The sequence below is a fragment of the Halomonas caseinilytica genome, from assembly GCF_001662305.1.
GTDB classification, from domain to species: domain Bacteria; phylum Pseudomonadota; class Gammaproteobacteria; order Pseudomonadales; family Halomonadaceae; genus Halomonas; species Halomonas caseinilytica.
The window spans coordinates 264,302-277,486 of the sequence record NZ_BDEP01000016.1 but is presented as its reverse complement, the minus strand read 5'-3'; the positions used below and the strand labels follow the sequence as shown (position 1 = coordinate 277,486).

Sequence of the window (13,185 nt, the reverse complement as noted above, 5' to 3'; positions counted from 1 at the left end):
AATGGCGCCAGTCCTTTCCGGAGGCTAGTCTGAAGATTCCAGACGAGGGAAAGCGATATGGAACGCCATCGGGACGTCATGCGCTTCTGGCGTGACCCCACTCTGCCATTTCTCGAGGCACGCCGGGTCACGGACGGGCGTCGCGTCTGCTATGCCAAGCACAGCCACGAGACCTTTTCGATCGGCGCCATCACCGGAGGGCGCAGCACCTACTGGAATCAGGGCCACACGGAAACCGTCACCCCGGGTACGGTCGTGGTCATGAACCCCGAAGCGGTTCATGCCTGCAACCCCATCGACGACCGCCCCTGGTCGTATGACATGCTTTATCTCGACCGCGACTGGCTGGCCGGCCTGCAGCATGAGCTCGGCGCACCCGCGCACCTCGACTTCCAGGCATTCTCCGCCCGCTCGAGCCGGCATCCGGTACTGTATCGACGGCTCGTCAAGCTCTGCGACACCCTGTTCGCCCCCGATACCACACGCCTGGCCCGGGAAACCCGGGCCACCGAACTGGTCGTCGAGATGCAGCGTCGACTCGCTCCCCGGCTGCAGCCCCTCGAGGCGCATCCTCTCGGTCTGCAACGCGCGGCGGAGTACATCGATGCCCACTGCACAGAGGCCATCGGCCTTGACGATGTCTGTCAGGCAGCAGGCCTATCGCGCTCCTACCTGGTGCGCCGCTTCAAGGCCCATTACGGCATGACCCCGCACGCCTTCCTCATCAACCGTCGCATTCAGCTCGGCTGTGCCAGGCTACGGGCCGGCCACCCCATTGCCGAGGTCGCGCTCGATTGCGGCTTCGCCGACCAGGCGCACTTCCAGCGCACCTTCAAGCGCCTGCGGGCCACCACGCCGGGCCATTACCTCGCCGCCACCACCAGATAACCGGCACTGACCACCAGCAGCAATGCCAGGACGCGATTGACCAGGCGTACCTGGGACGCATCACGTAGCCAGTGCCGCAGAAAGGCGCCGGCCACGGCCCAACAGGCGATCGACAGATAACAGATCACCAGATACAGCAACGCGAAGCGCAAGATCAGGTCGACCTCGCCACTGGCGGCATAGGCTCCCATCCCCGCCAGCGAAGCCAGCCAGGCCTTGGGGTTGAGCCATTGCATGATCGCCCCCTGCAGCATGGAAGGCCCACGAGCGTTGTCGTCATCCCCGAGCCGGCCATCGTCGATGCCGAGCTTGATCGCCATGTAGCCGAGAAAGGCCACCCCAGCCCAGCGAACGCCCTCGATGATGCCCGGCCAGCGAGTCAGCAGCTCATGCAGGCCAAGCCCTATCAGCACCAACAGCAGGGTGAAGCCCAGGGAGGCACCTGCGACATGCCGCAGGCTGGCGCGCAGACCGTGACGGGTTCCGGCGGACAGGGCCACGATGTTCACCGGTCCCGGCGATATCGATGCGGCCAGGGCGAAGGCCGACATGGAAAGCAGCAAGCTGAGCGTCATCGCGCCTCTCCTGTTTCGCGGGACAATGCCAGGCAAGGATACGCACACCCTGCGGGTGGGTATTGAACATCATTGCCCTCCTGCCTCCTCTGTGTTTGCACGCTTGATACACCGACCTTGCACGCCAGCGGACAATACTGACCGTGTCACTTCAGGACACAAGGAGTCTGTTCATGACCACATCGCTTTCCCGCAAGCTGCTGATGCCCGCCGTACTGGCCGCTCTCGTCGCGCCGCTGTCGCTCGCGGCCCATGCCGCTCCCGATCATGCGCCTCACCCGGGCGATCACCGCGATGACATCCGTCAGGAAGTGTTCGAGCGAGCCGGTATCGACCAGCAGACCCGCGATGAACTCAAGGAAGCCCGCGAAGCCTATCACCAGTCGATGGACGAGCTCCGTACCGAACACCGCCAACAGGTCGATGAGATCCTCGGGGACGATGGCAAGGCCGCCCTCGAAAAGGCCAAGCAACAGGTGCGTGAAGAACATCACGCCGAGCGGCAACAGGCACGCGAAGCACGCGTCAAGGCCCTGTTCGACGAGTGGGAACTCTCCGACGCGACCCGCGACGCCCTGGCAAAGCAGCATGATGAATTCCGGACTCAAGCCAAAGCCCTGAAAGCACAGGAATTCGAGGGTCCCGAGGAGCGCCGCGAAGCCTGGAAAGACCTCTTCCAGTCGCATCATGAAGCACTGTCCGAGTACCTGAACGACGAACAGATGAAGGCGCTTGGCAACGCCATGCGCCCCGAAGGTCATGGCCCCGGTCGACCGCATGACCATGGCCACGGTCCCAAGCCCCCCGAGCCCATGGACGGCTGATTTCCCCTTCCCGCACTGCTCGATACGCTTCACAAGACGCCCGGCCCCGTGCCGGGCGTCTTGCGTCATGACACCGACATTTTTCCTGCAGCCCCCGTCACCCGGTCGATTCCGCCATTCGACTTGCAGTCAACGAAGGATGTGCGTATTTTATTTGAACATTCATTCAAAAAAGAGCTACCAAAACAGCAGGAGGATATGTTGAATGTCGGATAACCATGCCATTCCCGAGAGGCGCGACCGGATCAACCCCACGGTCTTTCACGGCAGTGTGGCCGGGATCCTGGTCTTCTTGATCCTGACCATGACGTTTACCGAGGAGGCCGGCGCCTTTTTCGACGCCGGCCTGGCCTGGGTGAACGATACCTTCGGCTGGTACTACATGCTGGCCGCCGTGGTCTATCTGGTCTTCGTGATCGTCATCGGTTGCTCCCGCGTCGGCAACATCCGCCTGGGGCCCGACCATTCCCGGCCCGAGTTCTCGCTGGTCTCCTGGGCCTCGATGCTGTTCGCCGCCGGCATCGGCATCGACCTGCTGTTCTTCTGCGTTGCCGAGCCGCTGTCCCACTACCTGGCACCACCCGACATGGCACCGGAGAGCGCCGCGGCGATGCGCGCCGCCGTTCCCCAGACCTTCCTTCACTGGGGGCTGACCGGCTGGGGCATGTATGTGCTGATGGGTATGGCACTGGCCTATTTCAGCTACCGTCATCGCCTGCCGCTGGCCATCCGTAGCGCCCTTTTCCCGTTGCTCGGCAAACGCATCCACGGCCCCATCGGCAGCGCCGTCGATATCACCGCCGTGATCTCCACGGTCTTCGGCATCGCCACCAGCCTGGGTATCGGCGTGATGCAGCTCAACTACGGGCTGACCTTCATGTTCGGCGTGCCTGAGAGCCTTTCCACCCAGGTGGTGCTGATCGTGCTGGTAGTGATCCTGGCTACCATCTCGGTGGTCACCGGCGTGGAGAAGGGCATCCGCCGTCTTTCCGAGTTCAACATGGGACTGGCCGCCCTGCTGCTGCTGTTCGTGCTCTTTCAGGGCGATACGCTGCACCTGCTCGATGCCCTGGTGCTCAACGCCGGCGACTACCTGAGCGGTTTCGTCGGCAAGAGCTTCGATACCTATGCCTTCGCCGGGCCCGATGCCCAGCAGTGGAAGGGCTGGTGGACCATCTTCTTCTGGGGCTGGTGGATTGCCTGGACGCCCTTCGTCGGCCTCTTCCTGGCCCGTATCTCGCGTGGTCGCACCATTCGCGAATTCGTCATCGGCGCCCTGCTGATCCCGCTCGGCTTCATGATGGCCTGGATGTCGATCTTCGGTAACAGCGGCATCGAGATGGTGGCCAATCAGGGACTCGCGGAACTCGGCCAGGAGGCGCTCAACTCGCCGCAGACCACCATCTACACCTTCCTCGAGCAGTATCCGTACATCGGTATCACCGCCTCGGTGGTCACCCTGCTCGGCATCGTGTTCTTCGTCACCTCAGCCGACTCCGGCGCCCTGGTACTGGCGAACTTCACGTCGATCCTGTCCGATGTGAACCACGATGCCCCGATCCGCCTGCGCATCTTCTGGTCGGTGGCGATCGGCCTGGTCACCGTGGCCCTGCTGATGGCCGGCGGCCTGTCGGCCCTGCAGAGTGCCGTGGTGATTACCGCCGTGCCCTTCTCGCTGGTGATCTTTGCCATCATGGCCGGCATGACACGGGCCCTGAAACTGGAAAGCACCAAGGCCGACGCGCGCCAGCATGTCAGCGGTGCCGCACCAGGCGGCGACTGGCGCGAACGTCTGGACCGAGCTCTGGACACTTCCAACCGCGCCGGTGCTGCCGCCACTATCGAACATGCCATTCGCCCGGCCCTGCACCAGTTCGCCGAGGAACTCGAGAGTCGAGGCCAAACGGCGACGGTGAACGAGGAAACGGTCGACGGCGAACCCTTGCCCCATCTGACGCTGCAGGTGGAGTTCGACGACGCCGCCAGCTTCGTCTATCAGGTTCGGGCCCACCGCTTGCGCACACCGAGCTTCTTGCCGGTGGATGACGACTACTATGTGCGCCTCGATGTCTATCTGACGGAAGGCGGCGCGGACAAGGACCTCAATGGCTATACCCGAGGTCAGGTGATCGGTGATGTGCTCGCCGAGTACGAACGCCATCTGCACTTCCTGGCGCTGGCCGGCAAGACCGGCAACGTACAGGCCATGCCCGGCTCGGTGGGCGAGCCGCCCGAAGAGGCCTCGCCGGCCTGAGACTGACGCTCGTCACGACGGCGACCCTTGGGTCGCCGTCGTCGTTCATGCCCCAGTGAAGATGAGGTCCGGGTCGGGTAGGCTGGGGAGTATCTCAGCCCAGGAGGCTCCCATGCCCGACTCCAGCTCCCTCGATACCCCCCATATTCGCTACTACCATGCCCATCTCTACTACCGTGATGCCGCCGGCCTGGCCGAGGCGCAGCGGGTCGCTGAGGCGGCCGCCGAGCGCTTCGACATCCAGGTGGGGCGCTTTCACGAGCGCCCGGTGGGACCCCATCCGTTATGGAGCTGTCAGCTGTCCTTCGCCCCGGCGGTCTTCGCCGAACTCGTGCCCTGGCTGGCGCTCAATCGCGGCGACCTGGACGTCTTCGTGCACCTGGGCACCGACGATGACCTGTTCGACCATACCCAGGGCGCGATGTGGCTCGGCCATAGCCATCCCCTCGACCTCAGCGCCTTCAACGCCTGAGCGAGCACGCAAATACGAGGGGCGCGACCGGTGTCGCGCCCCTCGCTATCGATTGCCTTTCCTTGGCGATCAGAAGAAGCCCATGGGATTGGTGTCATAGCTGACCAGCAGGTTCTTGGTCTGCTGGTAGTGTTCCAGCGCCACCTTGTGAGTCTCGCGTCCGACGCCAGATTTCTTGTAGCCCCCGAAGGCGGCATGCGCCGGGTACTGGTGGTAGCAGTTGGTCCACACTCGTCCGGCCTGGATGCCACGCCCCATGCGGAAGGCCACGTTGATGTCGCGACTCCATATCCCGGCACCCAGGCCGAACTCGGTATCGTTGGCAATGGCCAGCGCCTCGGCCTCATCCTTGAAGGTGGTCACCCCCACCACCGGGCCGAAGATTTCCTCCTGGAAGACGCGCATCCGGTTGTTGCCCTTGAGCAGGGTCGGCTGGATGTAGAAGCCCCCATCATAGGCCGGGTCGAAGCTTTCACGCTCACCGCCGGTGAGGAATTCGGCGCCTTCCTCACGGGCGATGTCCATGTAGGACATGATCTTGTCGAACTGCTCCTGGCTGGCCTGGGCGCCCACCTGGACCTCGGTATCCAGCGGGTTGCCGCGCTTGATCGCCCGGGTCCGCTCGACCACCCTGCCCATGAAATCGTCGTACATCGACTCCTGGATCAACGCCCGGCTCGGGCAGGTACAGACCTCGCCCTGATTGAGGAAGGCCAGCACCAGTCCTTCGACGGCCTTGTCGATGAACTCGGGCTCGGCATTCATGATGTCGGCGAAGTAGATGTTCGGCGACTTGCCCCCCAGTTCCACGGTGGACGGAATGATGTTCGCCGCGGCGCATTCGAGGATGTGCGAGCCCACCGGGGTCGAGCCGGTGAAGGCAATCTTGGCGATGCGCTTGCTGGTCGCCAGCGCCTCGCCGGCCTCGGCACCGTAGCCGTTGACCACGTTGATCACGCCGGCCGGCAGCAGATCGCCGATCAGCTCCATCAGCACCAGGATCGAGGCTGGCGTCTGTTCGGCGGGCTTGAGGACCACGCAGTTGCCGGCGGCCAGTGCCGGGGCCAGCTTCCAGGTGGCCATCAACAGCGGGAAGTTCCATGGAATGATCTGCCCGACCACGCCCAGCGGCTCATGGAAATGATAGGCCACGGTGTTGGCGTCGATATCGGCCGTGGCTCCTTCCTGAGCGCGAATACAGCCCGCGAAATAGCGGAAGTGATCGACGGCCAGGGGAAGATCGGCGTTGAGCGTCTCGCGCACCGCCTTGCCGTTGTCCCAGGTCTCGGCGACGGCCAGCATCTCGAGGTTGTCCTCGATACGCTGGGCGATCTTCAGCAGCAGGTTGGCACGCTCGGCGACGGCCGTCTTCCCCCAGGCGGGAGCCGCGGCGTGGGCCGCATCCAGGGCCTTGTCGATGTCCTCGACATCGGAACGAGGGATCTCGCAGATCACCTGGCCGTTGACCGGGCTGACGTTGTCGAAATAGCGCCCCTTCACCGGCGGCACGAACTCACCCCCGATATAGTTGCCGTAGCGCGTGGCGAACTCGACCAGGGCACCAGGGGTTCCGGGGTTGGCGTAGATCATGGCATGACTCCGCAGGTTGGCAGTGATGAATGGCAACCCTCAGTCTTGGTCATGTGGCGCCAGTGGAACATACGCCTTTGGCAGGACAGCCCCTGGAAGCGTCGAAACGGACGTAGCGCCTACGCCCTACGCTGGTGCCACAGGCGCCAAAGACGCGCCAGGGGGGCCCCTCTGCCATGCAGCCAGGGCGCCAGCAGGCGAGTCGACAGTGGAATGAACACGAACACCATCACCGGCGTGAGCATCAAGGTGCCGACCAGCACCCTCAAGACCAGCGGCAAGGCGGCCAGCGTCTCGCCGAACATGGCCTGATGCCCCAGGGAGACGGGAAAGAAGGCCAGCCAGATCGCCACGGCCTGCTTCCAGCGTGGCGGCGTCTTCTGCCCCGGAGCCTCGTGAAACCAGCTATCCAGCCCGGTGGCACGATGCTCATGAGGGGATTCGAACAGTCGCCGGCCGCGTGCCAGCCAGGCACGCCGGGACGCGGAGTGCTCCCAGGCCGCCAGGGTCTCGGCATCCCGGAAGCGGAAGATGACCTGATATTCGTCGTCGCCGGGTGGCGGCGCCAGGATGCCGGAGCCCAGATAACCCGGGAAATCGGCGGCGAGTTCGCGGCCCTCATCGAGCCAGGCCGTGAAGGATCGGTAGCGCCCGCGTGCCACGCGGCGCGCTACCATCAGGGTAACGGGGGCGGTGGACATCGTGTATCTCCTCGCGATTCGGCGACCGGGGTAGGGGGTCGCCGACAAGACGTCGGCCCGGGTAGGGGCCTCCGTGACAGGGAAGCAGAAAATACACCAGCCGGGGGATTCCCTCCAGTACCGACGGCCCCCGCGTCAGCCTTCCGCGGCTACCGACACCGCCTTGTCGCCGCGCTTGATCAGCGCATAGCCCAGCCCGGTGACCAGCGAACCGGCCACGATGGCCAGCAGGTAGGGCAATACCGGGGTGATGGCATTGGGAATCATCAGCACGAAGATGCCGCCATGAGGCGCCATCAGCTTGGCACCGAAGAGCATCGCCAGCGCGCCGGTCAGGGCTCCTCCGACCATGCTGGCGGGAATCACCCTCAGCGGGTCCTTGGCGGCGAAGGGTATGGCGCCTTCGGTGATGAAGCACAGGCCGAGCACGAAAGATGCCTTGCCGGCCTCTCGCTCCGGCTCGGAAAATTTGCCGCCGGCAACGAAGCTGGCGATGCCCATGCCGATGGCCGGCACCATGCCGGCGGCCATGATCGCCGCCATCGGCGCATAGCTCTCCGAGGCCAGAAGCCCCACACCGAAGGTATAGGATGCCTTGTTGACCGGCCCGCCCAGGTCGAAGCACATCATGGCGCCGAGCAAGGCACCCAGCAGCACCGCATTGGCCGAGCCCATGTCCTCGAGAAAGGCCGTCAGGGCGGCAAGAATGGCAGCTACCGGCTCGCCCACCACATAGATCATCACCAGACCGGTGACCAAGCTGGCCAGCAGCGGGATGATCAGGATCGGCTTGAGCGACTCGACGCTGGCCGGCAGCTTGATGTACCGGGTCACCGCCCAGGCCGTGTAGCCGGCCAGGAAACCCGCCAGGATGCCGCCGATGAAGCCGGCCCCGATGCTGGATGCCAGCATGCCCCCGATCATCCCCGGTGCAATGCCGGGCCGGTCGGCGATGGAATAGGCGATATAGCCGGCCAGTACTGGAATCATCAGCGCGAATGCCGTCTCCCCGCCGATCTGCATCAGAGCGGCGGGCAACGTGCCCTCTTCCTTGAAGGCCTCGATGCCGAACACGAACGACAGAGCGATCAGCAGACCGCCGGCTACCACCATCGGCAGCATGAAGGAGACGCCGGTCAGCAGGTGCTTGTAGACGCCCTTCTCCTTGATGCTCTTCTTGGCGTCGCCGCCGCTGGAGGCCGCCCCCTCGCGTTCCACCTCGGCATCCGCCAGGGCCGCCTCGATGGTCGGCCGCGGCTTCTTGAGCGCATTGCCGGTCGAGGTGCGATAGGTCCGCTTGCCGGCAAAACGCGTGGGATCCACCTCGATGTCGCAGGCCAGGATAACCACCTCGGCGGCGGCGATCTCATCGGCGGTAAGGGCATCCTGAGCCCCTACCGAGCCCTGGGTTTCCACCCGGATCTCGTGCCCCATCGAGCGTCCCGCCTCAGCGAGTGCCTCGGCCGCCATGAAGGTATGCGCCACGCCCGTCGGGCAGGCGGTCACGGCGACGATGCGCTGCCCCCCGGCCTCACTCGCTGGCGTCTCGTCCGCCTCCTCCTCGGGCGTGAAGACGTCGGCATCACGCTCGGCGCGCGCTAGGAAGGTCTCGGGATCAGGCAATGCCTGGTCGATCGATCCCTGGAAGACACGCTTGCCGGCAAAGCGCGCAGCGTCGGGGATTCGATCGGCCGCCACCACGACCAGCTCGGCGGCTTCCAGGGTCGCTTCGTCGACCGGCGTGACGGCTCGCGCCTCGCCGTGCGCCTCGACCGTCACCTTCCAGCCCAGGCGTTCGGCGGCGCTCTGAAGGCGACGCGCGGCAAGGTAGGTCGTGGCCATGCCACTCGGGCAGGCGGTGATCAGGATCACATTCATGCAAGCGCTCCCTCTGCGGCATCGCCGGCGTCCAGGCGATACACGCGAGTCTGTCGTTGGAGTTCGGAAAAATCATCGGCACCCGGGCGTCCCACGCCGATATGCCGCACGGCTTCGGCAGACAGGGCCGTGGCCAGGCGCAGCGTATCCTCGGACGATGTTTCCTCGAGCACACCGTGCAACAACGCCGCGACCAAGGTGTCGCCGGCCCCCACGGTATTGACCGCTTCCACTCGAGGCGGCCTGGCCTCCCAGGCACCACGACGGCCAAGCCACAGCACCCCTTCGGCACCGGCGGAAACCACCGCCTCCTCGACGCCGGCATCGCGCAGCCGGCGTGCCGCCGCGCGCCGCCCCGCGTCATCCAGCGCCGCTTGGCCGGCCCAGGCGGCAAGTTCATGTTCATTGGGCTTGACCGCCGTGGCCCCTGCCACGATGGCGGCATCGAGCGCCGGGCCACTGGTATCCACCCATACCGGCAAGCCCGCTGCACGCCCTCGGGCCACCAGCTCGCCGAGCCGATCAGGCGTCACGCCGGGCGGCAGGCTGCCGGCGATCACGACCGCCCCGGGGCAATGGCGCGATGCCGCGAGCCGCCGCTCCAGCTCGTCGATCAACCGCTGCCAGGCATTGGCGTCGATGGTCACGCCAGGACCATTGATATCGGTGACACGTCCGTCGTCCTCGGCCAGCTTGACGTTGGTGCGGGTCTCGCCGGGTACGCGCAGACAGGCATCCTCGATGCCCAGGGTCTCGAAGGTACGGCGGAAAGCACCGTCGTTGTCGGCACCGAGAAAGCCCGACACGGCCACCTCGTGTCCCAGCGCCACCAGCACCCTGGCCACGTTGACCCCCTTGCCGGCGGCCTCCAGATGCGTCGCGCGGGTTCGGTTGACGCGACCGGGCGACAGGCGTTCGAGGTCGACCGACAGGTCGAGTGCTGGATTGAGGCTCAAGACCAGAACCGCTGCCATCATGCCTCCTCCAGGGCGTCACGCACCTCGTCGGCGGTCGCCCGGGATAGCGCTCGCCGCGCTTGCTCCTGGGCACTTGCCAGGTCGAACTCGCGCAATCGCGCCTTGACCATCGGCACCTGGCGGGCACTCACCGATAGCTCGTCAACCCCGAGTCCCACCAGCACCGGCACCGCCATGGCATCCGAGGCCAGTTCCCCGCAGACCCCGACCCACTTGCCTTGGGCATGGGCGGCCTCGACGGTCATCTGGATCAGCCTAAGCACGGCCGGATGCAAGCCGTCGGCCTGGGCAGAAAGTTCGGGATGGCCACGGTCGATGGCCAGGGCGTACTGGGTCAGGTCATTGGTACCCACCGAGAAGAAATCCGCCTCCACAGCCAGGCTGGCCGCCAGCAAGGCGCTGGAGGGCACTTCGATCATCACGCCCAGTTGCACATCGGTGGCACGCTCGTCGCCCGGAATGTCGGCGAGCAGTCGATCGAGCATTCCCCGGGCCGTACGCAGCTCGGCCACATCCTTGACCATCGGCAGCATGATGCGCAACGGCCTGCCGACGGCCGCCCTCAGCAGGGCTTCCAGCTGCGTGGCCAGGACGTCGGGGCGCGTCAGCGCCAGGCGAATGCCGCGCAAGCCGAGGAAGGGGTTGTCTTCCTGGGGCACCGGCCAGTACGGCAAGGGCTTGTCGCCCCCCACGTCCAGCGTGCGCGCCACCAGAGGACGCCCATCCAGCGCATCCAGCGCCTCGCGGTACTCCGCCATCTGGGTCTCGAGATCCGGTGCCTCGGCGTGGGCCATGAACAGGAACTCGGTCCGCAGCAGGCCGACGCCTTCGGCGCCTCGCGACACTGCATCGGCGGCATGGGCCGTATTGCCCAGGTTGGCCGCCACCTCGACACGATGCCCATCGCGGGTGGTGGCCGGCGCGAAACGGGCTTCCCAAGCCTCGTGCTCGCGGCGTTCGCGATCGGCCAGCTGCCGCTCGGCACGCTGACGACGCGCCTCGCCCGGCGCGGGCACGATCCGGCCCCGCTCGCCATCGAGAATCAGGGGGGTCTCGTTTTCCAGTGACAGGATTCGCTCGCCGGCGCCCACCACGGCGGGAATGCCCAGGGCCCGAGCGAGGATGGCGCTGTGGGCCGTGGCACCGCCCCTGGCGGTCAACAGGCCGCGCACGCGCTCGGTGTCGAGGCGCGCCACGTCCGAGGGGCCGATATCGTCCATCACCAGGATATAGGGATGTGCCGGCGGCTCGGGCAAGGCCACGTCGCAAAGTCTCCCCAGCACGCGCCGCCCCACGTCGCGCAGGTCGGCGGCCCGCTCGGCGAGCAGCCGGTCGGCCAGCATCTCCTGGGCCCGAGCGGCTGCGTCGATGGCATCCCACCAGGCAGCCTCGGCGGAATACCCTTCCTGGATGCCTTCACGGGCAGCCTGCAGCAATTCCGGGTCGTCGAGCATTTCCTCATGCATGGAGAGAATCTCGGCGACCTCTCCGCCCCGCGCGCTGCGCGCCAGTGCCGCGAGCTGCTCGCCACCCTCGCGGACCGCCGCTTCGAGTCGCTGCGTCTCGGCGGCGGGATCATCGGCACGCTGTGGGTAATCGAAGCGCGGCATGCGCATCACGAACACAGGCGCAATGGCCAGGCCCGGCGAGGCGGCCACCGCCTGATAAGCGGTGTCTTCCGGCAAGGGCTGAGGCGCGCCTTCCTCGTCGGTCGTCGCAGCCGCCGGCACGGATTCGTGGCTGTCGTCGAAGGGTTCCACGGCTTCGCCAAGCCCGTCGACGACGGCCTCACCGATGGTCGACAGCGCCTGTTCGGCGCCCTCACCCTCGGCGGAAAACACCAGCCACTGGCCGCGGCGTGCGCCGAGCCCGATGACCTTGGTCAGGCTGGTGGCCGACACCGGCTCGGCACCGCCTTCCGCCAACCGAACCCGGATCGGCACGGCCTGCTCCCGTGCCACCTGAACGAGCTGCTTGGCCGGACGCGCATGCAGGCCATGGGCATTGAGCACCCGCACGCGCTGGGTATGCGCCGCAGCCCCTTCACCCGCCAGTCGGGCCAGCACCGTCTCGGCATCACCATGCCGCAGCGTCTCGATGCCACCCTCTTCCAGCAAGGCGGCAAGTCGCTCCAGCAGTTCCAGGTGAGCGTCATCGCGCGCCGCCAGACAGAACACGCCATTCACGCTCTCGCCTTGCACCTCGAAGGGCGTGGCAGGAGTCGCCAACGACAAGGCCGGCACCGAGACATTGCGCTCGGCCATGGCCAGCCAGGTTCCCTGGCCCAGACGTCGCGGAGCCATCCCCGCCATCTCGGCGATGAAGCCATCTTCGACGCAGCCGGCCTGGCGCAACCGAGCCGCTCCCGCCAGCGCCAGTTCCCGGATGTCGCGGGCGGGCACCCCCAGGCACAGGGTTTCGGTGTCGAGCCGTGCCTTGGCGGGAACTCGCGACAACAGTGTCACCACCTCTTCGGCATCATCGGCACGGGCCAGACGATCGGCGACATCGTCGCGGTCCAGCACGTGCGTCAACTGGCGCAGGATGTCCAGATGCTCGTCGTTCTGGGCGGCGATGGTCACCAGTACATGCACCCGCTGACCGTCATGCCATTCAACCCCCTGAGGGAACTGCAGCACCCTGACGCCGGTGCGCAGCACATGGGTACGACTCTCGGGCGTGCCATGGGGAATCGCGATGGCATTGCCCAGATAGGTGGAAGATTGCGTCTCCCGGGAAAGCAGTCCCTCCCGGTATGCCGGTTCGGTCAGTCCCGCCCCAGCGAGGGATTCGGCGGCCAGGTCCAGGGCCGAACGCCAGTCCTCGGCCCGGCAGCCGAGCAGAATGTCGCTCTCGCGTAGCGTCAGCATGCGTCTCTCCTGTTCGATGGTGACGCGACAGGGATAGCTTTTATGCTGAATCGTGTCACCTTGATGATATCAATGCTGGATCGATTCATACTGTATGGCAAGCTAAAACGTCTACGACTTTGGCAGAAACCAAGCGCGGCATCGTCGACATCACCG

Annotated in this window: 10 protein-coding genes; 4 read left to right on the top strand and 6 right to left on the bottom strand. The window is 65.8% G+C overall.

Translation table 11 applies throughout. The features are described 5' to 3' along the window. Positions 1-57 precede the first annotated feature (57 nt). Positions 58-888 (top strand): AraC family transcriptional regulator, encoded by an 831-nt coding sequence (locus tag A9O65_RS11250; protein ID WP_064702151.1) that lies wholly within the window; start codon positions 58-60, stop codon positions 886-888. On the opposite strand, the gene A9O65_RS11245 is transcribed toward A9O65_RS11250, so the two are convergent. Next, on the bottom strand, positions 864-1,463 hold the full coding sequence (locus tag A9O65_RS11245; RefSeq protein ID WP_064699550.1) for a LysE family translocator: 600 nt from the start codon (positions 1,461-1,463) through the stop codon (positions 864-866). The two genes, A9O65_RS11250 and A9O65_RS11245, sit on opposite strands and share 25 nt — an antisense overlap. A 173-nt stretch (positions 1,464-1,636) precedes the next feature. Here A9O65_RS11245 and A9O65_RS11240 point away from each other — a divergent pair, with 173 nt between their 5' ends. The 3 genes from A9O65_RS11240 (at position 1,637) to A9O65_RS11230 (ending at position 5,013) form a co-directional block, all read left to right on the top strand. Next, positions 1,637-2,287 (top strand): hypothetical protein, encoded by a 651-nt coding sequence (locus tag A9O65_RS11240; RefSeq protein ID WP_064702150.1) that lies wholly within the window; start codon positions 1,637-1,639, stop codon positions 2,285-2,287. A 205-nt stretch (positions 2,288-2,492) separates the two neighbouring features. Then, entirely contained in the window at positions 2,493-4,541 is a 2,049-nt protein-coding gene (gene betT / locus A9O65_RS11235; protein WP_064699552.1) for a choline BCCT transporter BetT, read from the top strand. Positions 4,542-4,653: 112 nt separating this feature from the next. Next, the gene (locus A9O65_RS11230; RefSeq protein WP_064702149.1) at positions 4,654-5,013 is read left to right on the top strand and encodes a DOPA 4,5-dioxygenase family protein; all 360 of its coding nucleotides are present in this window, start codon (positions 4,654-4,656) and stop codon (positions 5,011-5,013) included. A gap of 69 nt (positions 5,014-5,082) precedes the next feature. Here A9O65_RS11230 and exaC read toward each other — a convergent pair whose 3' ends face one another. From exaC to ptsP, 5 genes are all read right to left on the bottom strand, one after another. Beyond that, positions 5,083-6,603, bottom strand: a complete 1,521-nt coding sequence (gene exaC, locus A9O65_RS11225; RefSeq protein WP_064699554.1) for an acetaldehyde dehydrogenase ExaC — start codon at positions 6,601-6,603, stop codon at positions 5,083-5,085. 119 nt (positions 6,604-6,722) lie between these two features. Continuing rightward, positions 6,723-7,304: an antibiotic biosynthesis monooxygenase gene (locus A9O65_RS11220; RefSeq protein WP_170862759.1), complete on the bottom strand. Its 582-nt coding sequence runs from the start codon at positions 7,302-7,304 to the stop codon at positions 6,723-6,725. A 135-nt stretch (positions 7,305-7,439) separates the two neighbouring features. Further along, the gene (locus A9O65_RS11215; RefSeq protein ID WP_064702148.1) at positions 7,440-9,182 is read right to left on the bottom strand and encodes a PTS fructose-like transporter subunit IIB; all 1,743 of its coding nucleotides are present in this window, start codon (positions 9,180-9,182) and stop codon (positions 7,440-7,442) included. After that, positions 9,179-10,156 carry a 1-phosphofructokinase gene (pfkB, locus tag A9O65_RS11210; RefSeq protein WP_064702147.1) on the bottom strand — a complete coding sequence of 326 codons (978 nt, stop codon included), beginning with the start codon at positions 10,154-10,156 and terminating at the stop codon, positions 9,179-9,181. Before pfkB ends, A9O65_RS11215 begins: the two co-directional genes overlap by 4 nt. After that, entirely contained in the window at positions 10,156-13,029 is a 2,874-nt protein-coding gene (gene ptsP / locus A9O65_RS11205) for a phosphoenolpyruvate--protein phosphotransferase (RefSeq protein WP_064702146.1), read from the bottom strand. The genes pfkB and ptsP overlap by 1 nt, the downstream gene beginning before the upstream one ends. Positions 13,030-13,185 lie beyond the last annotated feature (156 nt).

Bases quoted from the DNA above. Each gene is read 5' to 3' on its own strand.
- exaC (WP_064699554.1), bottom strand. From the start codon at position 6,603: ATGATCTACGCCAACCCCGGAACCCCTGGTGCCCTGGTCGAGTTCGCC.
- A9O65_RS11245 (WP_064699550.1), bottom strand. From the start codon at position 1,463: ATGACGCTCAGCTTGCTGCTTTCCATGTCGGCCTTCGCCCTGGCCGCA.
- A9O65_RS11230 (WP_064702149.1), top strand. From the start codon at position 4,654: ATGCCCGACTCCAGCTCCCTCGATACCCCCCATATTCGCTACTACCAT.
- A9O65_RS11220 (WP_170862759.1), bottom strand. From the start codon at position 7,304: ATGTCCACCGCCCCCGTTACCCTGATGGTAGCGCGCCGCGTGGCACGC.
- A9O65_RS11215 (WP_064702148.1), bottom strand. From the start codon at position 9,182: ATGAATGTGATCCTGATCACCGCCTGCCCGAGTGGCATGGCCACGACC.
- betT (WP_064699552.1), top strand. From the start codon at position 2,493: ATGTCGGATAACCATGCCATTCCCGAGAGGCGCGACCGGATCAACCCC.
- pfkB (WP_064702147.1), bottom strand. From the start codon at position 10,156: ATGGCAGCGGTTCTGGTCTTGAGCCTCAATCCAGCACTCGACCTGTCG.
- A9O65_RS11250 (WP_064702151.1), top strand. From the start codon at position 58: ATGGAACGCCATCGGGACGTCATGCGCTTCTGGCGTGACCCCACTCTG.
- A9O65_RS11240 (WP_064702150.1), top strand. From the start codon at position 1,637: ATGACCACATCGCTTTCCCGCAAGCTGCTGATGCCCGCCGTACTGGCC.
- ptsP (WP_064702146.1), bottom strand. From the start codon at position 13,029: ATGCTGACGCTACGCGAGAGCGACATTCTGCTCGGCTGCCGGGCCGAG.